Source organism: Natronolimnobius sp. AArcel1, from assembly GCF_011043775.1.
Taxonomy (GTDB): domain Archaea; phylum Halobacteriota; class Halobacteria; order Halobacteriales; family Natrialbaceae; genus Natronolimnobius.
This window is the reverse complement of the sequence record NZ_JAAKXY010000005.1, coordinates 36,976-58,583: the sequence shown is the minus strand read 5'-3', so window position 1 is coordinate 58,583 and position 21,608 is coordinate 36,976. Positions and strand designations below refer to the sequence as shown.

Annotated in this window: 10 protein-coding genes and 3 pseudogenes; 5 read left to right on the top strand and 8 right to left on the bottom strand. The window is 54.3% G+C overall.

The window, feature by feature from the left end; all coding sequences use genetic code 11:
• The first annotated feature begins 10 nt into the window (after positions 1 to 10).
• A complete protein-coding gene (locus tag G6M89_RS15460; RefSeq protein ID WP_165162792.1) occupies positions 11 to 4,108 on the top strand; it encodes a GLUG motif-containing protein in 4,098 nt (1,365 codons plus the stop codon).
• Between the two features lie 129 nt (positions 4,109 to 4,237).
• Positions 4,238 to 4,663, top strand: a pseudogene (locus tag G6M89_RS15455) (IS6 family transposase); the annotation flags it as partial.
• A gap of 137 nt (positions 4,664 to 4,800) precedes the next feature.
• Here G6M89_RS15455 and G6M89_RS15450 read toward each other — a convergent pair.
• Positions 4,801 to 7,212 carry a glycosyl hydrolase gene (locus G6M89_RS15450; RefSeq protein ID WP_165162791.1) on the bottom strand — a complete coding sequence of 804 codons (2,412 nt, stop codon included), beginning with the start codon at positions 7,210 to 7,212 and terminating at the stop codon, positions 4,801 to 4,803.
• 528 nt (positions 7,213 to 7,740) lie between these two features.
• On the opposite strand from G6M89_RS15450, the gene G6M89_RS15445 reads away from it, so the two are divergent.
• Positions 7,741 to 8,838: a TrmB family transcriptional regulator gene (locus G6M89_RS15445; RefSeq protein WP_165162790.1), complete on the top strand. Its 1,098-nt coding sequence runs from the start codon at positions 7,741 to 7,743 to the stop codon at positions 8,836 to 8,838.
• Between the two features lie 43 nt (positions 8,839 to 8,881).
• Here the strand turns inward: G6M89_RS15445 and G6M89_RS15440 are convergent, their stop codons facing one another.
• The 6 genes from G6M89_RS15440 to G6M89_RS15415 form a co-directional block, all read right to left on the bottom strand.
• On the bottom strand, positions 8,882 to 11,083 hold the full coding sequence (locus G6M89_RS15440; RefSeq protein WP_165162789.1) for a glycoside hydrolase family 3 N-terminal domain-containing protein: 2,202 nt from the start codon (positions 11,081 to 11,083) through the stop codon (positions 8,882 to 8,884).
• A 94-nt stretch (positions 11,084 to 11,177) separates the two neighbouring features.
• Positions 11,178 to 12,251 (bottom strand): oligopeptide/dipeptide ABC transporter ATP-binding protein, encoded by a 1,074-nt coding sequence (locus G6M89_RS22785; RefSeq protein WP_165162788.1) that lies wholly within the window; start codon positions 12,249 to 12,251, stop codon positions 11,178 to 11,180.
• Complete coding sequence (locus G6M89_RS22780; RefSeq protein ID WP_165162787.1) at positions 12,248 to 13,294, bottom strand: ABC transporter ATP-binding protein; 1,047 nt, start codon at positions 13,292 to 13,294, stop codon at positions 12,248 to 12,250. Before G6M89_RS22780 ends, G6M89_RS22785 begins: the two co-directional genes overlap by 4 nt.
• Positions 13,294 to 14,310, bottom strand: coding sequence for an ABC transporter permease (locus G6M89_RS15425; protein ID WP_165162786.1), 1,017 nt, complete (start codon positions 14,308 to 14,310; stop codon positions 13,294 to 13,296). The genes G6M89_RS22780 and G6M89_RS15425 overlap by 1 nt, the downstream gene beginning before the upstream one ends.
• Positions 14,307 to 15,329 carry an ABC transporter permease gene (locus G6M89_RS15420; protein WP_165162785.1) on the bottom strand — a complete coding sequence of 341 codons (1,023 nt, stop codon included), beginning with the start codon at positions 15,327 to 15,329 and terminating at the stop codon, positions 14,307 to 14,309. The genes G6M89_RS15425 and G6M89_RS15420 overlap by 4 nt, the downstream gene beginning before the upstream one ends.
• Before the next feature lie 25 nt (positions 15,330 to 15,354).
• The gene (locus tag G6M89_RS15415) at positions 15,355 to 17,091 is read right to left on the bottom strand and encodes an ABC transporter substrate-binding protein (RefSeq protein WP_165162784.1); all 1,737 of its coding nucleotides are present in this window, start codon (positions 17,089 to 17,091) and stop codon (positions 15,355 to 15,357) included.
• Between the two features lie 908 nt (positions 17,092 to 17,999).
• Here G6M89_RS15415 and G6M89_RS15410 point away from each other — a divergent pair.
• A pseudogene (locus tag G6M89_RS15410) lies at positions 18,000 to 18,892 on the top strand (IS5/IS1182 family transposase).
• An 11-nt stretch (positions 18,893 to 18,903) separates the two neighbouring features.
• Positions 18,904 to 19,026, top strand: a pseudogene (locus G6M89_RS15405) (IS6 family transposase); the annotation flags it as partial.
• A gap of 1,307 nt (positions 19,027 to 20,333) precedes the next feature.
• Here the strand turns inward: G6M89_RS15405 and G6M89_RS15400 are convergent.
• Positions 20,334 to 21,437 carry a zinc-binding dehydrogenase gene (locus tag G6M89_RS15400; RefSeq protein ID WP_165162783.1) on the bottom strand — a complete coding sequence of 368 codons (1,104 nt, stop codon included), beginning with the start codon at positions 21,435 to 21,437 and terminating at the stop codon, positions 20,334 to 20,336.
• Between the last annotated feature and the right edge of the window lie 171 nt (positions 21,438 to 21,608).

Here is a 21,608-nt window from a genome sequence, read left to right as displayed (position 1 = left end):
CGGAGGGGCAATGAGAGTCCTTTGGTTAGGGGCGATGGTTTTTATCATCGCAGCAAGCGTTTTCGCTGTCGGAATTGTGGGAGCGGTAGCGGCCGATTCGGTCGACCTCGATCCCGATACTGATCTGGACGGTGAGGGTGTCGACGGTGATCCCTACATCATCACGAACGCCTCGGAGTTGCAGGCGATGAGTGGTAATCTGAGTGCACACTACGAACTCGGGAACGATATTGATTCGAGCGATACCGAGAACTGGAACGATGGGGATGGCTTCGACCCGATTGGAGATGATATAGACAGATTCACAGGAGCGTTCGACGGTGACGAGCACACCATTTCGCATCTCATCATCAACCGCAGTGGCGAGAACCATGTGGGCCTGTTTGGTGGGACTGACGAAGACGCGAGCATCGAGAACGTCGGACTAGAAGATGTCGACATCCACGGTAACAATGATGTCGGCGGATTGGTCGGCGACAACGACGGCACAGTCAGCGAGTCGTACGCCACCGGGACTGTCACAGGAGACCTATCGGTCGGCGGGCTGGTCGGCGACAACTTTGGCGGAGTGAGCGAGTCGTACGCCACTGGTACTGTCACAGGATACGTCCATGTTGGCGGGCTGGTCGGCTGGAACAGTGATGAAGGCACAGTCAGCGAGTCGTACGCCACCGGGACTGTCACAGGAGACGGAAACAATGTCGGCGGGCTGGTCGGCTTCAACCGGGGCACACTCGAGCAGTCCTACGCCACTGGGACTATCACAGGAGACGATGATATCGGTGGGCTGGTCGGCTTCAACCTCGACGACTTCAACGGAACAGTCGAGAAATCATACTGGGACACCGAACGAAGTGGGTTGAGCGGTGATAACGACGGCATCGGTAATGGCGATCATGATGTCGACGAGGTCAACGGCCTTAGCACCCAAGAGATGCAGGGTAGGTGGGCCTATGACGGCAGCAATGGCAACATGACTGAGCCAGGCGACGGCCTCGACTTCGACGACACCTGGACTACCGTCGTCGGTGACTACCCAGACCTGCAGAACAACGCCCGCACGACGTCGACACCGCACTTCACGGAACCAGACGATGCTGAAAAAGAGCGGCTTCTCGAGGAGATGGAGACGGACGGGGATGTCAAACTCGTCACCAGCGACAAGGTGTTGCAGGCAATTGGCCTCGATAGTGGCTCGCTGGCTGATGACTACCGACTCGCGCTTACTATCGATGCCTCTGGGACTGAGAAGTGGGATGGCGAGGATGGCTTCGAGCCGATCGGTGAGTGCGGAGATGTCAACAGCGGTGTCTGTCAAGATAGTCCGTTCGAGGGTGAGTTCAGTGGTGACGGCCACACGATTTCGAATCTGGTCATCGACAGCGACGAGGACGAGACTGGACTGTTCGGGGGTACCGACGGGGCGACGATAGCGGACGTCCACTTCGAAGCGATCGATGTCTCCGGCGGCCAGTGTGACTCCAACGGCCTGTGTTACACCGGCGGAATCATCGGGTCGGCGATCGATACGGACGTGACCGACGTTTTCGTTCAGGGATCGGTCGCTGGCAGAGCGGGGACGGGAGGAGTTGTAGGGTATGGCCAAGAGACCTCAATAACTAACGCCACTGTGGACCTCAGCCTCGATGGGACCTCAATTTTCGGGGGAGCAGTCGGAAACCTCGTCTCCGGAGACGTAACGAGAACCACGGTTTCTGGAGATCTACAGGGTTCCCACCATACACAGGGTGGCGTTGTCGGCAGTAACGGCGGGACGGTAACGGAGTCCGTCGCCAGCGTCGACGTCGATGGGGGTTACAACCTGGGCGGGCTGGTCGGTGTGAACGAGGGGACGGTGTCTCACTCCTACGCAACGGGTGCGGGCTCGTACGCGATTGGGGCCGTCGACACTGTCGACGGCGTTACGACGCTCGGTGGACTCGTCGGATACGACGACGGTGACGTCTCCGACTCCTACTGGGACACACAGACTACGGGTCAATCAGCATCTGGCGGCAACGGTGAGGGACTCACCACTGGAGAGATGACTGGCGACAGTGCCGAAGACAGCATGAAATTTGACTTTGAGGAGTCGTGGGACGTATCCGAGGGTGATTCTGCCAACGGGGCCCTCGAGTACTATCCTACCCTCCAAAACAATCCACAGGACCCAGCACCGAACGCCACGCTATACGCGGACGGCAACGGCGAGGACGACCCCTACGTGATCGAAGACTGGTACCATCTCGACAACGTTCGCGAGAACCTGGACGCGAACTTCACGCTGGCAAACGACCTTGACACAGAGACGGCTGGCTACGAAGACGTGGCCGATGCAGCGGTTAACAATGGTCACGGATTCGAATCAATTGGTGAGGACGGCGAGGAGTTCACGGGCTGGTTCAACGGCAGCGAGTACACGATTTCGAATCTTACAATCGATCGCGAAGAGGACGTTATAGGCCTGTTTGGGTACACAGACGATGCAACCATCGAGAAGGTTGGACTCGATGATATCAAAATTCATGGACAAAACAATGTCGGCGGGCTGGTCGGCTACAACAATGGCACGATCAGCGAGTCGTACGTAACCGGTGATGTCAAAGGAAGTGGGAATACTGTCGGTGGGCTGATCAGCTACAACGATGGCACAGTCAGCGAGTCGTACGCCACAGGAACTGTCAAAGGAGACACCTATGTCGGCGGGCTGGTCGGCTACAACACCGAGGGCACAGTCAGCGAGTCGTACGCCACTGGCACTGTCAACGGAACGACGGCTGGCGGGCTGGTTGGCTTCCACGACACCGAAAGCGATGTCGAAGGCTCCTACTGGGACACTGAAACGACTGGCCAAGACGACTCAGCCGGGGGTGGGGAAGGCCTCACCACCGACCAGATGACCGGCGCAAACGCTACCGCGCTCATGTCCGGCTTCGAGTTCCCCGCTGAGAGCACCCAGGGCTCCTGGCACGCCACCGGCGCCTACCCAGCGCTCGCCTGGCAAGACACCGAACCGTTCTACGGGGTGAACGTCACCGATACCAACGCACCAGTTGACGAGGGCGAACCCCTCGAGGTGACCGCAAACGTCACTAACTGGGCCGCAGACGGCGACCGGACTGTCGAACTGCGTGATTTCGACGGCGACGAGCGGGACACCCAAGCGGTCACACTCGAGAGCGGTGACTCCGAGGAGCGTACCCTGCAATGGGACACCGCGGTCAGCGACGCCGGTACGGGAAGCGTGACCGTGACGAGCGGCGACGACACTGACAGCGAGGTGGTGACCGTCGAAGCCGTACCCGACGCCGCGACTGGAGGCGGGACGAGCAGTTCCAGCACGGCAGTAGACGGCGACGGGACGACATCGGTTCGGACTGTGGGTGATGAACTTCGGGCCGACGTCACTCCCTCCGTTAGCGACGGCGTCTCTGAATCACACCTTGAATTCAGCAATACCCAAACGATCGAACTCCGGTTTTTCACCGACGACACTGCAGCCGAGGACAGCCCAATAGCGACGACCGAACAACTCGAGATCACATTCTCCGAGTCGATCGACACGGCGCTAACGATCCGTGAGAGCAACACGCCGACCACCGACGACGTTCGCGACCTAGACCAGGGTCTCGAGGCAGTTGGCCACCTCCAAATTGGCACCGACTTCGAACCTGGCCAGTTCGATTCGGCGACGATCGAGTTCACCGCTCCGATCGAAGCGCTCGAGACTGCCGACGGTGACCTCGATGCGGTCTCATTGTACCACTTCGACCCCGACGCGAACGAGTGGCGATCACTCGAGACGACAGTTATCGATGAAACGAGCGACGAAATACGCTTCAGTGCCGCCGTCGATGGGTTCTCGCAGTTTGCAGTTGGTGTTGGCGTGCCTAATGCGGAGACCCCCAGCTCGACTTCTGACGAAATGGGGGGTAATGAGACATCTGACGTGGATGATGATGGTGTCTCGAGCGCCGGGGACAGTGGTGAGAATAGTGTGACCGAAGACGTCGACGATGGAACATCGGGATTCAGCGTTGGTATCACGCTACTGGCGATTGTCGTCTTCCTCGCTGCTTTCGGGCGGTTCCAAGAGAATAGGACTTAACCAACAAAGCACATTCGAGATTTGTTGGTTAAAGATGAGAGGAGAGGGTTCCTCCATCTGAACCCAATGCATCTCAGTTACGCCGTTGATAAGAGTAGTCCGCTGACGTACTGCTCTTGTCACTCTCAAGATGAGACTGCTGTCAAAATAAACGGTGAATGGTCTTGGTTGTACACTGCAATAGACCTCGACACAAAGTTGATTCTCGACGCTCAATTGTTCGGTCGACACGGCACCGATCCAGCGGCTGCATTTCTGCATAGACTCCGCGAGAAACATGATCTCTCCGATGCGGTGTTTCTCGTCGATCAATTTGGATATCGGAGTGCCCTTGCTCGGTTATGATTGAACGGTCGGGTTAACTATATCGACCGAAACCTTATCGAAAAGTGGTTTCACACATTCAAAATACGCGTCGACCGTTTCCATAATTCGTGGGTGGGCAGTCGGCGGAGCGCCCGTGAATGAATTGAACAATTTGTGCATTACTACAATCGCCAGAGACCCCATCAATCGCTCGATGGACGAACGCCGGTTGAGGAGGTGCTAAACTAGACAGTGCCGTAAACCTCATCGCTCAGGAATAGTTTCAACAACGTCGATCCAGCGACTGCCGAAACATGGTTGTAAGCCTTCGCCGTCTGGTGGAACTCGCTAAACCAAACACGACCGCGTCAACAGTCCCAAACCGCTTACTTCGACGGTTCAGCGTGTTCTGGCGGACCGGCGTGTTCCGGTGGGCCACGCGTATCGTTTTCACTCGGTGGTCCGGCGTGTTCAGGTGGACCACGTTCGTCATCATTGGATTTAGCGGTCGACGTAGCCATCGCATTCGCTGGAACATTGAGCTTAGTTCCATCCGAGAAAGTCACCGTCGTCTCTGTGTTGGCAGCGTTGTAGGCAACGTAAGTTCGCTTTTCACCGTTGCTAAAGACGGTGTAGAGGGGAGTGTCAGCCGTCACTGACAGATCCGGACTTCCCATTGTGTCAAGTGCGTACAGCCAGTAGAGCGTGTGTGCCGGTTCCTGTGCGGACTCCGGACTATAGTCATCAGACCGTGATTCAAACCGTTCAATAGCGTCTTCGCTGTCAGAAAACGCTCGGTACATCCACATGATGTCAGGCCAATACGTGAACTCATCGTCTTTGAGAGAAGCGATTTCATCGAACGTGCGTTCGGCTGCCGCCTCGTCCCAGCCGAGGTGCATCGAGTAGCCCGATAATGGGAGCATGTTTATCCCAAACACGGCCTCACTGTCGGCAGTCCACCACGTCGAGTGGGCAACGCCGTCTCCCCAGACGATACCTGCAAAATCTGTCTCCCAGTCGTCTGGGAAGGTTTCCTCGTCGGCATCGAACCAGTACTCACGGACCGCTCGGATGTGGGTAGAGTAAAGGACGATTCCGAAGTCTCGGATCTCAGTATTACCGGTGTACTCGCCCCACTCGATCATCGCCGCATACGATTGCAGCGCCTCTGAAGATGATTCCTGGTTGTTCCCGCGGTCGAACCCGCCGGAGCCGTGGGCCCATGAGTGGCCAGCGTAGACACTGAAGTTACGGTTGAACGGGTACTGGTCGTCGTCCCGATCCGGGTTCGCGTAGTCACGGATCAACTCTTCGACCATACCTCCCCACTCGTCGGTACCGGCCCACTCAGGGTCGTGCCGGGCAATCCGGGCGGCCGCCCAGACGTACTGACCATAGTGGAAGTGGTGGTCGTTGAGTTCCGCCACTGACCCGTGGCTGCTCGGTATTCCCTGGAGAACGCCCAGCGAGTCGTCGTAGTAGAACGTCGCCGAGTCCGACGGCGTGAACCACTCCTCGAGTCCCATCCGGACCGACTCGAGCATCGCGTCACGTTTCTCTTCGAACCCAACCTGATCGGCGACCGCCGCGGTCTTCGCCAGCCGGCTCGCGGCGTCCTTCCCGAAGTTGTACGTGTCCTGATCGATGCCGCCGGCGATGTCCTCGTCAACGTCCGCAAGCAACCCCTCGAGCCGATCATCGTCGTAGTCGCCTACGTCGGGGAGGAACGGGAGAGTTCCGCCGTAGTCGTAGGACACCGAGAACGACTCGCCGGCCACGAGGCGCATCTCGCCCCGCGGGGAGGGGTACGTGGCGTCCAACTCCGCAAGGTCTGCGTCGTCCGCATATTTCCACTGGTGGGGGTACAGTGCGGTAACCGTGCCCGACGCGGTACTCTCTGGGAATGGTTCGGTCTCGAAGGCAAACGCAGTGGTTGCGTTGGCCCCCTCGCGGTCGTACGCCCAGTCGAAGACCGTGTCGGTGACGTGGTTATACGCGTACTTCTCGAACGTACCGAGGAAGTCGGGATCGGGCAAGAGTGCAATCGTACAGTACTCACCAGCAGTGGATGCGGTTTCGTCCGCGACCGACCAGTCGTTCGCAGCGGGCGCGTAGAGTCCATAGTCATTCCCGGCGAGTGTGATGCCAACGACGCTCCCCTCGTCCGCGAAGACCTCGGCCTCAGCCGCGAACTCGAGAGTGACACCCCCGTCCGCCTCACAGAAAACGAACGGTGAACCCTGAGCAATCGTCGTTCGGAGCGCAGTTGCCGTCCCCTCGTCCCACAGCGCGCTCACCGACCAGTCCCCATGGGCATCGAGCGCGACCTCGTCATGACTTTCTGCGTCTGCGTGCCGTACCGTTAGGTCCGTGCTCGTGTTCATCCATGCGTCGCCAACCTGAGCGTCAGCATCCCAGTTTGTCTCCCAGTCTGTCGGATGACCCACCTCGAGTCCGGCCTCCTGCGTTCGAAAAACGAGAGGGTGGGCGGCGATTAGCGCGTCGCTGCCGGTGATTGCGTCCTCGGCACCGAGCCCCTCTAACGGAATCGTCGAGTACCAGTCGTTCGTCGGCACGGGCTGATCACCGAAGTCATCGGTTGTATATCGCCCGTAGTCGTGCGTCTCTGCATCCGACGGTGGGTCGTCGTGATAGCCGCCATTGTCAGCCGACGTCTCGCTGCGGCGGGAACCGGACGCACCGGCCAAACCGGTCGTGCTGGTGAATGAAACCGTACCAAGTGCCGCACAGTACGCCCGTCGCGATGTCGCGTACCTGGCTTCTTCGTCAGTCATTGGTGCCTCTCCATCGTCCACTGCCGATCAGCGGTGAGTAACTTGCTCGAGAGAACTCTCACTGGCGCGTTCATTGAACTATGAACTACCATGCGAGTCAAATATCACGATCTATTGTAAATAACTTTGGGTCGCTGGGGTGTGCGTCACTGATTACAGACTGCTCACTGTCCAATCGAAACGGTAAAACAAAATGCCGAGGGCTCATCTGTGTCGATATATGGATTCAGCTGAGTCATTCAGCGAACGATTCTGGAGACACGTCTGCGCCTACAAAACGGCCTGGTTCGCGATACTCGGAGTAAACACGATGCTACTTGGATTAATCGCATTCTCGTTCATGTTTGGCTCTTTTGATGGCTATACCCGTGGAATTATGACATTCAATCTGCTTATCATTGGTTCAACGACGGGCGTCTGTTCGTACGTCGTCTACCGTTGTCGCAAGCGATAGTGAGCGTTCCAGATACGCTTGACGTGGCTCGTCTCATACCATAGGGTTTTGATATCCGAGGACAATGGCCAGCTATGGACCGTGAACTCACTGAGCAAGCGCTGAAGTACGCCGGACTGACCGAGTATCAGGCGGACGCTTACCTGACACTACTCGGTCTCGGTACGGCACCGGCCGTCGAAATCGCCCGCAAGTGCTCTGTTTCATCTTCTCAGATATACGATGTCCTTCGGAGTCTGGAAAAACACGGCTATATCGAGACGATGGATCAAGAAAAACTGTATGCACAACCGAAGCCGCCGGAGGAAGTAGTTGAGAACTTGACGTCAAGAGGGCAACTGTTAGCAGATGCAGCTGAAGATATCACGGACCGATATCAAGAACCGGACACTGTTGATTACCGAATCAGCGTCACAAAACATCCAGAAACCGCCGTTGAGCAGGCCATCAGTAAGATTGAAGATGCGGATAGCGTTGTCGAAATTGCTGCGACACCCGCTCAACTGAAAGAGTTGCTCCCGGAGCTTCGGATTGCTCGAGATAGAGGGGTTGTCGTCAGAACCGCACTCTACCTCCAGGATCACAATGACGTGCCCATCGATGATCAGATGCTCAAAGGGGCCGTCTCGGAGCTACGAGTGTGTTCAATACCTGGGCCGTTTCTGGTAATCATCGATAGACACCGGATCTGTTTCGCGCCAAATAGTCGATCCGACGAGACATACGGAGTGTTGATTCACGATCGAATCCTCCCGTTTATTTTCCACTGGTACTTCCTGACCTGCCTTTGGAATCTCTATCCAACAGTCTATCGTGACGAGCCGACGATAATTTCATACGTGACTCTCAAGGAGTTCTTCCGCGATTTCTATTCGCTAATACAGGACGACGGGTACGAGGTGACAATTTGGATCAAAGGATCGGAAATTCAAACCAGCTCCGAAATTACTGTGACAGGGACTGTAGAATCAATGACATACCCACATAGACAACCAAACATGACTCGATTATCACTTTCAGAGTTGGGAACCTATACGACTATGCTAGTCGACACCGGTGATCAACTAGTCAACGTCGGTGGTTGGGGTGCTGTGTTTGAGGATATTGAAGCGCATCGGATCGATGTCATCGCCATTGAACACGACGGAAAATCGATCTCATCCTTTCGGTAACCGATAAAACTGAACAAGGAGGTATCGCCGTCAGTTGGCGTCGCTATTCGATTTCGAGCGTACGAGTCATCTCACCGCACGAGAGTTCGACGGATCCGGGTTCGAGGACGGACGTCCCATCCGGCTTGACAACGCCAAACTGCTTTGCGTCCACCTCGAGCGAGGTTGTCCGTTCTTCACCGGGGGCTAGCTCTATGCGATCAAACCCGACCAGTTGCTTGACTGGCGTCACGACAGAACTCACTGGATGACTCACGAAGATGTGCACTGCAGTCGCCCCGGATCGATCACCAGTGTTAGCAAGTGTGACGTCAACTGTGACTGTGTCACCGTTACTAACAGTCGTTGTGTCAACTTCGAACGACCGGTATTCGAACTCCGTATACGACAGTCCATGGCCGAATTCCCACAACGGATCGTACGACGGCTCTTGTTCGTCGTCACCAATCGGCGCTGGTCCAGGAAGATAATTGTGCCGCACCGGAAGATGACCCGTTGACCGGGGGACCGAAACCGGCAACGACCCGCTTGGATTGACCTGACCAAACACAGTCTCCGCCACTGCGAGGCCACCAGCACTCCCAGGATAGTACGCCTGGACAATCGCAGGGACGTTTTCGGCGGCCCAGGGAACTGCGAGTGGCCGACCAGAGATCATCACGAGAGCAACAGGGGTACCAGTATCCATAATCGCCTCGAGTAACTCACGCTGGGCGGACGGCAACGAGAGCGTACTCCGCTTAGGGAATTCTCCGGTCGATCCAGTCACGTCCTGTGGGCCAAACTCGTGAATATACCAGTTCTCGCCGAGTACAACAACCGCAGCATCGGCGTCCGAAGCGGCGGTGGCTGCCGCCTCGATATCGACCGGTTCTCGGATCCCCGAACCAGGTTCGTACGTTACTGTTGTGTCATCGGATACGACAGACGCTACCCCGTCGAGGACCGTCTCTCCTTCTAATCCTTCGTCGGGTTTGAGACTCCAACCGCCGACTTGATGTGAGAGTTCGTCTGCGTTTGGACCGGTCACGAGCACCTCATCCACCTCCGGTGAGAAGGGAAGGGTTTCGTCCTCGTTTCGCAGGAGCGTCATCGACTGACGAGCAGCTTCGAGACTGACCTGTTGGTGTTCTTCACAGCCAAGCGACGTCTCCACACGGTCTACGTCGACATACGGATCGCCAAAGAGGCCAAGTTCGTCTTTGAGCGTAAGGATCCGACGAACAGATTCGTCGACGAGTGCTTCGTCAATCTCGCCGGATTCGACGAGGGAGACAACATGTTCTACGTGTTCGCCCTCGCCCAATGAGTGAACATCAACGCCAGCTTCGGTCGCTCGTTTGATCGATTCGCGTGGACCACTCGCCACACCGTGGTGCTGGTGGAGCATGTTCACCCCATTCCAGTCCGAAGCAACGTAGCCGTCAAATTCCAGTTCATCGCGGAGGACGTCTCGAAGGAAGTGTTGAGATGCGTGCGAAGGAATGCCGTTGATCGAGTTGTAACTCGGCATCACCCCATCGACACCGGCATCAATCACAGGCTCGAATGCACGAAGGAAGTCGCGTCGAATCGATGACAGCGACTTATCGACCGGAGCAGCATCCTCTCCCCGACTCGGATCGCCATAGGCCGGGAAGTGTTTCGCCATCGCTGCGACGTCTTCGCTTGCTTCCGAGACACCGCTGACTTTCGCTGCAGCCAGTTCGCCACAGAGGTATGCCGATTCGCCGAAACTTTCAAACGTTCGACCCCAACGCGGATCCAGAGCAACGTCACAGGTTGGCCCGTAGGTCACCTTCCCGCCGGTCACTGCGACTTCAGTTGCCGTGAGTTCCCCCATCTTGGAGACGAGGTCTCGGCTCCGCGTTGCCGAAAGCCCCGCGTTGTGCGGGAAGATCGTCGCTTGCTGGAGGTAGGCGTTGCCGTGAATCGCATCAACCGGCACGATCAAGGGGATACCGTGGTCAGTCTCTTCGACGGCAACCCGCTGGATCCGATTTACCGTTTCGGCGGCCTCGATGGGATCTCTGATCGGCGAGGCACCGTACCCAAAGGGCGTCGCAAACCCAAGCCCGTAATCGCGGACCAACTCTACGACATCATCTGTCGTTCTCGTTTCATCCATCGTTCCAACATACGTTCCTGCGAGTTGTCCGGCTTTTTCGCGGAGGGTGAGCTGCTCGAGCTTCCGTTCGACATCAATACTATCCGTCTCCTGCTTGCGTTGTGTGTTTGTACTCATTGTATCGTTTGTTTATTTGTTGTTTACCAGACTGTACGTTGCGTCGAGCGAACAGGGAACCACCCCACTGCGTCCGACACCTGAAGCGACGTGATCATCGGTCAATATGTGCACCCTCCAACGGTTCCGCGTTCCAATACTTGCTATCTTCGTCGATTCGATAGCAGACCGCACGATGATCCAAATCACCGAGTGACTGAGTGTCTGGAGCGGTTTCCTGACAGTACGTAGTCGCATACGGACACCGCGTGTGGAACCGACAGCCAGAAGGTGGATTCACGGGGTCTGGAATGTCGATCTTTCGGACCGGTGGTTCTGTTTCGTCGGCGATCTCAAGCGACGGCGTTGCCCACCGCAAGACCTTGGTGTAGGGGTGTTGCGGATTCTGCAGTACCTCTTTCGCAGGACCGAACTCAACGAGTTCGCCAAGATACATCACGCCGAGATACCCATCCGCATGCTCGGCGACGTACCGAGCGTTGGAAAGGTCATGACTGATGAATAGATACGATGTATCGAACGAGTCTTGGAGATCTAACATGAGATCCATCATCTCCACCCGCAAGGACACATCTAGTGCCGACACTGCCTCGTCTGCGAGAATGAGATCAGGATTCATCAATAGGGCACGGATGAGAGCGACACGTTGTGTCTCCCCACCGGACAGCTGATGTGGGTATCGCTGTGCGTAGTCGTGTGGTGGCGACATCCCGACTTTTTCCAGCATGGCCAGAATCCGAGCCTCTCTGTCTTCCGGCCCGAGGTCTTGTTGCCACTTTTTGAGTGGCTGTTCGAGTGACGACCGTACCGATTTGTGTGGGTTGAGCGATGATTCCGGATCCTGATGGATTATCTGGAGCGACCGGCGGATCTCGGGAAATGGGATGTCCGGATTCGAAAAGCGTTTGCGGGCTTTCCAGATGTCCTGTCCCCGATAGCTGACCGTCCCGTTGGTGGGCTTCTGGAGACCTACCGCGGTCTTTCCAAGCGTTGTCTTCCCACTACCAGATTCACCGACGATAGCGATGACATCGTTTTCAGCAATTTCGATATTGATGTCGTCGACGGCACGGACCGTCTGAGACTCTTTGAACGGATTCATTCCACTTTCCGACTCGAAGTGAACGTCTACGCCGGACAGCGAGATAACCGTCTCGTCCGTGCTCATTGCTCTACCTCCGTTGTCAGCGGAACTTCATCGGCGTCCTGCCAGTGGTGACAGGCGACATCGTGAGTTTCGCTTACGTGTTCGAACGATGGCTGCTCATGTTCACACTCATCGGTCGCTAGTGGACATCGGTCATGATAGGAGCAGCCTGCGGGCACATTTACTGGATCAGGGGCGGCCCCCTCAATTGGGCGCATCTCTTCCAGTGGCGCATCGAGGTTCGGTGTCGCGTTCAACAGTGCTCGAGTGTATGGATGTGTCGGTTCTCGGAGGATCGCTTCCGTGTCCGCTAGCTCCACAAGCTCGAAGGCGTACAGAACACCAATCCGATCTGCAAGTTTCGTCACAAGTGGAAGATCGTGCGTGATAAACACCATCGTCAGCTCATACTTATCCCGGATCTCAGCAAGCAGACTGACGATTGAGCGCTGCATGAGGAGATCCAGTGCTGCGGTCGGCTCGTCCATGACGAGTACGTCTGGCTCCAGTACGAGTGCGAGCGCGATCAGCGTTCGTTGTTTCATCCCGCCGGAGAGTTCGTGTGGGTACGAGTCTAACACTCTGTTTGGATCAAGATACAGATCGTTGAGGAGGTTAGCTGCACGCTCCATTCCCTCGCCAACCAAATAGCCGTGCGCCTCGAGTGTCTCCTCGAAGTGCTCGCGGATCTTCATCGTCGGGTTGAACGAAGAAAGTGCCCCCTGAAACACCATCGAGGTCTCTTCCCAACGGAACTTCCGAAGTTCTTCCTCGCCAAGATCAAGAACGTCGACTGACTTGCCGTCTGTCGACCGATAGATAATCTCGCCGAGAGTGACACCGGGAGTAACGACAGCATCGAGTAACGATGACGCGAGCATCGACTTTCCAGACCCCGATTCACCAACGATACCAATAATTTCGCCTCGATTGATATCAAGGTGGACATCGTCGATCACCCGTGACGTCCCGCGGTCCATTTCGAATTGAACGGTCAGATTCTGGATCTCCAAAATCGGCTCTGTGCGGCTAGTCGTAGAGTTGATTTTTTCTTGTTTACTCATCAGTGATCACCTGTAGGATCGGACCGCGAACCGTTCTTCTCAGTGGTCGTCGACTGCCGAGCGCGGACGCGTGGATTAAACATTCGATCGGTGCCCTGTGCGAACATGATCAGCCCGAACGAAAGCAGAGTAATCGTAAACAGCGGAGCGAACAGCCAATGTGCTGCTGTCATCGATTGAAGTCCGCCACCCTGGTAGGCCAGGTCAATCATAACTCCCCAATTAACGACATCGTCATACGGGAGAACACCAATAAAGTACAGTCCAACGGACGCGAATATGACGTTTCGTGCGGCGGTGACGAAGTTGATCAGCACATACGGCATAATATTCGGCAGGATATCGCGTCGGACGACCGAAGACGTCGACATCCCCATTGCCTTTGATGCTTCGACATATGAACTCTCACGGATCGTCAGCACCTGAGACCGTATGGCTCGAGCCAGACCGGCCCACGCATTGATCGTCAGTATCACACCAATCACGATCGGGTTTGTGGGTGTCAGTGCTGCAGCCAAGATGACGACAAGCGGTAGCCCCGGAATCGTCAGCACGATATCGGTGACCGACATAATCGCTCGATCTGTTCTCCCACCGAGGTAGCCCGAGGTCGTCCCAACAGCGGTCGCCATCACAGTGGTAAACACACCGCCAGCTAAGATCATCAACAGCATGTTCGGGGTCGCGTGAACGATCTGTCCAAAAATGTCGCGCCCAACGCTGTCAGTTCCCAGTGGGTGTGCAAGGCTTTGGAACGGGGGTTCGAGACGCTCGCCCTGGTTCGTTTGCGGTTCTCCGACAAGACGGGTACCGAGCACACCCATCATGACGAACAGAGATATTATTACGAATCCAATGCGTGCTCGTAGGTCTGCCCAAGCAATTCGAGCAGGAGCAAGAACACTTCGCTCGATCGTGAGTGTCCACCGCTCGCGCTTGCTGAGCGTTTTGTCTGCGACCGTCTCGATGGCCTCGTCACTCTCTAGCAGATCAGCAGAGTCCATCTGATTACTCATTGTATATCACCAACACTTGCACGTGGGTCAATCAGCCCGTAGGTAAGGTCAGCGATGTATACAGCGATTGCAACAGTGATCGTGATGACAAGGAATACGCCCATCATCAGCGGATAATCGCGTTGCTGCAGCGCCTCGATCATATAGTACCCCATCCCGGGATAACTAAACACCTGTTCGATGATAATCGATCCACCGAGCAGGAAGCCAATCGTAATCAACATTGACGTGTACATCGGAAGCACCGCATTGCGACCGACGTACCGTAACGCGATCCGACGCTGTGGTAGCCCACGGAGACGGGCAACACGAAGGTAGTCTTCACCGAGAATCTGGATGCTGTTTCCACGCATCCCGAGGGCCCAGCCGCCCCAAGCGACCAAAACGATAGAGGTGATTGGCAACGCAGCATGCCAGAGTGCGTCCCCAAAGAATGTGAGCGTTTCGATCGGTGCAAGGGGGGTAACCGTGGCCTCTGTCGTACTGGAATAACGTCCTCCAGTTGGGAAGACCTCGAGTTGATACGACAGCAACCAAAGGAAGATGAGCCCGTAGATGTAGTCTGGGATAGAATTCATCAAGATTGCCGTGACAGTTGATCCGCTATCGAACCTACTGCCTTCGCGGTAAGCCATAATTGCCCCAGATGAAATCCCGAGCACGAATGCGACTGTGACACCCGTTCCGATGAAAAAAATCGTCCACGGGGCCGCATTAGCAATCACTTCCGTAACAGGACTCCCCTGTGACATGGATTCCCCCATATCCCCACGCAACAGGTCAGAGACGTACGAGACGTACTGGATGTAGAGCGGCTCATCGGGCATGATATTCAGTTGTGCTTCGACGCGTCGATTGATCTGATCGGCACTCATCTCCGGATTATTCTGGAGGAGATTTGCTCGTAGGGCATCTGCTGGTCCACCAGGAAGTAACCGGATCAAGAAGAACGTCAGGGTCATCACCGCGAAGATGGTACATACCAGTTGTACGGTGCGTTCTACGAGGTATCGTTTCATATGTTTCTCTCAGTGCTCTTGACGTTCATTCTTCTCTGGCAACCAGTTTACCCTGCCGGAGCAAATACGTAGTCGGGAAGTCGACGTGGGCATCCGGGTCATCAAGAGAGGTCGTCATGAACCGATCCGTCGAAATAAATGATTGATCCTGTTTTTCCATGATGGGGTGCATCACGAGGTCTTGATTGACTACCCAAGCAAGTCGTTGCGCGTACTCGCGCTCTTCTTCAGTCTCATCTGCCATGGCAAGGTTCTGGAGATCCTCAGCCGGAACAAACGTCTCCGATCCGCTGTCCTCACCAACCGGAGGCAGCTCAATCTCGCTGTCATCGTAATTTCGAACGGTTTCGTTATCCCCGCTGTCAAGGAGCCACTCGAGGCTGAAATACGGATGGCGTTGCACGTTTGCCCACTCGTGAAGGGCGACGTCAAAGCCTTCATCACCGTAGATATCTTGGCCCCAGAAAGCAGCCTCGTCCCGAGAGACGAACTCTGCTTGAATCCCGAAATCGTTCAGATGGTCATTAAACGTTTGAATCGCGTCAACCCAATCGCTGTACCCTGCGGGGGCTTTCACAGGGAACTCAAGGGGATCGTCGTCTTCATCATACCAGGTTCCATCATCACGCTGGAATCCGGCGCTTTCGAGGAGTTCGGCCGCACGATCAGTGTCTTGATCGTACTGTTCGAAGTCCTCAGCATAATCACCGAGCCACTCGTCTGCAGTGTCGTCATGATTACCCAAAATCCCGGTTGGCGTGTTCACCGGTTCTTCGGTGTCAGGACCAGCATTCGCCGCTGTCGTCTCACGATCGATTACGTGCGCAATCGCTTGACGGACCTCACGCTGCCCGAAATGTTTGTGATCGTGGTTCCACAAGATTCCCATTCCGTAGTTGGCGTCGAGCCTAAACTCTTGGACGTGGTCTGGGAACCCATCCACGATGTTTGGTGGCGTAAACACGCTGTGGAGTCCGTCAATTTGACCCTCTCCGATTTCCTGCCAACGTCCTTCGTTGGTATCGAGAAACCGAAAGTGGTACCCTGAAAAATTGATGTTATCGGCATCAGGGTGCGCTTCATACAACTCGAGGTGGAGTTCTTGCTCGACGGTTTGATCAAAAGCAAACGGTCCGCTTCCAATTGGGTCTTCGATGGTGTACTCTGCAAGCGTTTCACCATCAGCGTTTTCTCCGTCACCACCATCTTCGAAGTCTTCCAAAAACTCCTGATAGTACGTTTCAGGCGTATCCAGCGTAATTTCCATTAAAAAGTTGAGCAGCATCGTCTCGCCCAACGGTTGATCGAACTCCATCTCCACCGTGTGATCGTCAGAGGCTACGATCGTGTCAATATCAATGTAGTTTCCGAGATTACTTCCGTCATGCAACTCTAGTCTGAGTTTGCGAACCACGTCCTCAGCCGTAATATCAGTTCCATTGTGCCAGGAGAGTCCCTCACGAATGTCGAGAGAGACATCCTCTTCCGTAACGGCCCAATCAGTCACAACACCAGGTTCGAATGTGTTGTTGTATTTCTCTTGGTACACTAGATCGTCGAAAAGTACCAGACCCACCCGCCACGAGTAATTATTATCGTTGTACGGATTGAACTGGATGTTATCTGGCTGCACCACGGTCGGTGTCACGAATTCTGTATCAACGAACTCAACCTCTTCCGTATCAGGGAGTTCGTCACCCCCCGTAGAGTCGTCATCACCCCCCTCGTCACTGAAACAGCCTGCGAGGCCTGTAAGACCCACTACTCCAGCTGTTTGTAGAATCCTTCTACGTTTCATTGACTTGATCATGCTACTGGTTGCTATGCTTTCATCTACCATTGCAGATTATAGTTTATGTTAGTAGTATATATGTGTTTGGGCCAGTCGAGACTCACAGCTTCCACTTTTGTCAAAACGGATCCTCACTGGGTGCGTTTATGCGAAGTAAGTGATTCTCGATGTAGGTTTCTGCAATACCATACTGAGGGCCCCACTAACATGAGGTCATGATACTCGAGGTTTCAACAGACGAAATCAGTGTCATCGGGGAATATAATAGGGGTCAGTAATACCCGGGTGCAAACAGGGTATAAGCAAGAATTTGGTCTCTCCCATAGGACAATAACATTAGAATATTTATGAGATCTATCTGGATATTGTGTATGTGTTTTAGAAACAATATATAGGCTCTCTATTGCAACCTCTTGCTAAGTAAGTATCTGAATTGGTATTTTAATCAGGATGTCTAATGCCCCAACACATATAATCCATATATCAATTTGCCCCCCACTATGTCCAACGTTTTTTGGTTTGAGTGCTAGTAGAGTCCAAGTATAAAAAAGAGTAAATAATAATAACAGATAGTATTGGATTTCCAATGATATTGTAGGAGTTCAAATTTGGATTACAAGGGTACTCTCGTAAATCGTACCCGGTCACTTTGCCAATTGGTGTATAGCTAGCGCAGGTCCCGACTTCGTATAGACGAGCGGTATGATTTGATTGTGATGTAGTCTGGACTATCGATAATCCGACTGAATTAGCGTATTTAATCAGTAGGTGGAGCAAAGATGGATCACTTGTCAAACTGTTAAATCGAGAATCACTTTTGTTTGAGGGTGTCATAGAACAGTTCTCATACCAGAGAGCAGGGTGAACGCTGAAGTGGTATGAGCCCAGCGACCCTACAAAAGAATCCTACGGTAGAGACGTATTTCAATGTCGTTGAGACGGAGACGCTACGTTGGTTGAGCATCTCTCCTTCGAGTTTCTCGAAGAGTTCGACGTGTTCGCCCCGGCGGAGACGGGGCAAACACGAGATCACAAACCACCCGAGATGATACGTGAGTTTCTGCTGGTACTACAAGACCATCTACGGCATTCGTCCGGTTGCGCGAGAACTGAACAACATAGTTGTCTGGCTCAACTGTGGTTTCGATCAACCGCCGCCGAGAGACGCGGTCGATCGCTTTCTTACTGACCTCAAACACGTCGTTGACGAGGTTTTCGACCACTTCGTCGAGCAGGCCATCTCGCGAGGCCTGCTCGACTTGACCTACTCGATTGATTCGACAGACGTGAGAGCGATGCCTACCGATCCAGACGCATCGAAATGCTACGATCCAACGGCTGAAGAGTACTACTACGGCTATGGCTGCACGATCGTTTTGACCCGTTCGAAGATACCGATTGCAGCTGAATTCATCGAGAGCAAACAAGCCCCAGAAGAGACGGCGGTGTTGATGCTCGGTGCCAGTCACCTGATATAACCCGCGAAACACTGAGGTCCCAAAAAATCGATTACAGGGTCGAAAACCGCATTGAGGAACGTAACGAAGACGTTCAACTGAATCAATCGACGCTAGACGAGACGGTCAACCAAGGGACGGGCATCGAACGAACTAACGAATCAGTCAAGGACTGTAGCCTCGGTCGAACACACGCCCGGGGCCGCGTGAACGCACGAGTGCAGGTGTTTCTTGCGCTGTGCCTTCGCCTCGTTGTTGCAATCACCAACTACGAACGGGGAGGTAATTCGGAAAGTACGATCATCACGGTGTGACAAGAGTTCTATTTGGCTATCGGATTGCCTTTGCTCAATTAGAACTGAACAGTCCGGTTGACTATACGGACCGAAACCTCATCGAAAAGTCATTTCACACCTTCAAAATGTGCGTTGACTGCTTCCATAACTCGTAGGTGAGCAGTCAGCGGAGCGCCCGCAAGTGATCGCTTGTTACAGAGTCCCCTGGAATTGACTCGCCGCAGATCAAGCCAACGATCATATTATTACTTCGAATTAATTGATTATATCCGCCATAATATACCCATCACGCGTTTGATTTATTCCCAACCCGTCCAATCAACATAAACACTTGGTCAACTTAGTTGGACACATCATGTCGATTGGAGCGGGTGCATCTTAGTCCCATCGATTTCTATATAAGTAATAAAGAAGATTATGTCAGAAAATACCATTTAGGTGAGACAGGTAAAGCAATCTCATACGAGTTACGGGTAAAACAAAGAGCAACGGACCGAATATCCGATCAAATTGGCTATGGTTTACATAGGTACGTCCGTATTATGGTCAATATATCGAAAAGACATCCATTAATATTGAAAGTGCAGACACTACACTCGATCGTGGTGGTATCCGGCCGAAAACAGGCATCACGGGGTGCCTTAGTAATTGGATTGACTCAAAGCAAACTGAATCGAACCGCTCGTGAACGTTCGGGCCATCACACCTTATCAAATTCGTTGTTTATCGAAAACTGCTCTTGCAGTGGAGGATAGCAACAAACGACGTATATCTATAGAGATAGTTATTTAATCGTCATAAATGGTGTGCGTGTTGTCAACAATATCTGGTTGTTCAACTGTATTGGACACCAGTCCGAATCCATCTTTTGAGAAAACCATCCGTCGTGTGCTATTGAATATATCAGCCAATGGTTAGTGTATGATCGACCACAGCACCCTATATTAGCTATCTGTCGCGTATTCGTTAATCTGCATAGATTTCAAGACGAACTGACGACCGATTCATGCTGCTCGTGTTCGGGTTAGTCTTCGCCCTCTTTCGGACAGGACACTTCTGCTACAGTATCCAACCACAGCTGGTTAACGGCAAGACCGATACGTCAGGAAGTGAAATGTAGTCTTGGCAACGTATGGGTTGATTTCTGGCTCTTGAGTGACGAACTCGTCTCTCTGACAGTCGACATGGTTATTCTGTGATAGTGACGAAGCTAAGCGCATCTTGAGCAAGTATGAGACTAAGCAGTCCCACACCTAAGCCGGAACCAACGGTCGCCGAGTCGAAACACGCTGCAAAGAGCGTGAATCTAAAAACATCGTCGTCACCCCCGATCTGCATACGGTTTGTGGCTAGTGTCGTTCGGCTCACCTCACGAGCGTGACCGCCACTTTTCATTTCCCTGTAGCACACCCACAGCGGTATCCCTGTGTCGTTTCTCTCTCCCGTGATTAGAGGAGGCTTATACGCCGTGTGGATGAATCGACGCCCGAAGCGCGTTTCCGGCAGCCTGGGTTTCGTAGGCGTCTGCAACGTCATCGATCGACACTCGGTGGTTGAACAGGTCCTCGAGTGGCATCTCCTCGGCCAATCGCGGGAGAAGTTCGACAGCGGTCTTGAACTGGCTCGCAGGTGCGGCCTTGCTACCAATGATTGTCAGTTCCTTTTGGACAATCCGGGTCGGATTGATCTCGACTTCCCCGTTGTAGGCGTAGTGACCTGCCTCAACGAAGATACCACCATCGTGGGGGATTTCGATCGCCTGGCGAACGGTTTGTGGAATGCCGGTCGCCTCAATCACCGCGGTGGGTCCATGGCCACTGTCGGTTTTGGCTTTGACCGCGGCGACAATCTCGTCTTCGCCGTCGTACTCAGCGATGTTGACAGTATCCGTCGCGCCGAATTTCCGGGCCAACTCGAGGCGTTCTTCAATGGCATCGATCGCGATAATCTGGCCGGAACCGCCGGCGTGGGCGGCTGCGATCGTTAGGAGGCCGATCGTACCCGCACCCTGCACGGCCACACTACTGCCAAGGCCGACGCCCTCGTTGACGTCCGGGAATCCCGGCATCGTAGCGCGTTCGTACGCGCGAACACCAATCGAAAGCGGCTCCGCAAGCGCACCAAGGTCAGGATTCATGTCCTCGGGGAGACGATACACGTCTGCCTCCTCGGGCAGCACCATGTACTCGCTCATACCGCCGACATTACCCGTTTCCGTAGGTGCCATACCGAGACCCGTAATCCCTTCAAACAACACCTCGCGGGTCGGGACGTTCTCCGAATACCAGTCGTCTTCGACTGGCCAGAACGGAATCGCCGTGATAGGGTCACCCTCCTTGAGGGGCCTCCCACGGGCGTCGTTCTCGACGCTCCCACCGAGTTCCTCGACCCGTCCGGCGAACTCGTGGCCGGGGAGGACAGGGAAGTCCAGATCCATTCCGCCTTCATTGATGTGAATATCGGTCCCACAGACCCCGTTGAGTTCGACGCGCATCAATACGTCGTTCGGTCCAAGTTCAGGCAACTCAAACTCCTGTACGTCGAACTCGCCGGGTTCTTGCATCACAACGGCTCTCGTTTTCATGGGCTATGGTACAATATCACGAAAGACATCCATGTAAATGTTTACCTTAGCCGCGCTCAGCTGTGGTTTCGACAACGTTCTGTGAGTAGGGCCGATACGGTCGGAGTCGGCCGAACCGTCGAAGAACCACAATTGCCACAAGAAATGTGC

Bases quoted from the DNA above. Each gene is read 5' to 3' on its own strand.
- G6M89_RS15460 (WP_165162792.1), top strand. From the start codon at position 11: ATGAGAGTCCTTTGGTTAGGGGCGATGGTTTTTATCATCGCAGCAAGC.
- G6M89_RS15450 (WP_165162791.1), bottom strand. From the start codon at position 7,212: ATGACTGACGAAGAAGCCAGGTACGCGACATCGCGACGGGCGTACTGT.
- G6M89_RS15445 (WP_165162790.1), top strand. From the start codon at position 7,741: ATGGACCGTGAACTCACTGAGCAAGCGCTGAAGTACGCCGGACTGACC.
- G6M89_RS15440 (WP_165162789.1), bottom strand. From the start codon at position 11,083: ATGAGTACAAACACACAACGCAAGCAGGAGACGGATAGTATTGATGTC.
- G6M89_RS22785 (WP_165162788.1), bottom strand. From the start codon at position 12,251: ATGAGCACGGACGAGACGGTTATCTCGCTGTCCGGCGTAGACGTTCAC.
- G6M89_RS22780 (WP_165162787.1), bottom strand. From the start codon at position 13,294: ATGAGTAAACAAGAAAAAATCAACTCTACGACTAGCCGCACAGAGCCG.
- G6M89_RS15425 (WP_165162786.1), bottom strand. From the start codon at position 14,310: ATGAGTAATCAGATGGACTCTGCTGATCTGCTAGAGAGTGACGAGGCC.
- G6M89_RS15420 (WP_165162785.1), bottom strand. From the start codon at position 15,329: ATGAAACGATACCTCGTAGAACGCACCGTACAACTGGTATGTACCATC.
- G6M89_RS15400 (WP_165162783.1), bottom strand. From the start codon at position 21,437: ATGCAAGAACCCGGCGAGTTCGACGTACAGGAGTTTGAGTTGCCTGAA.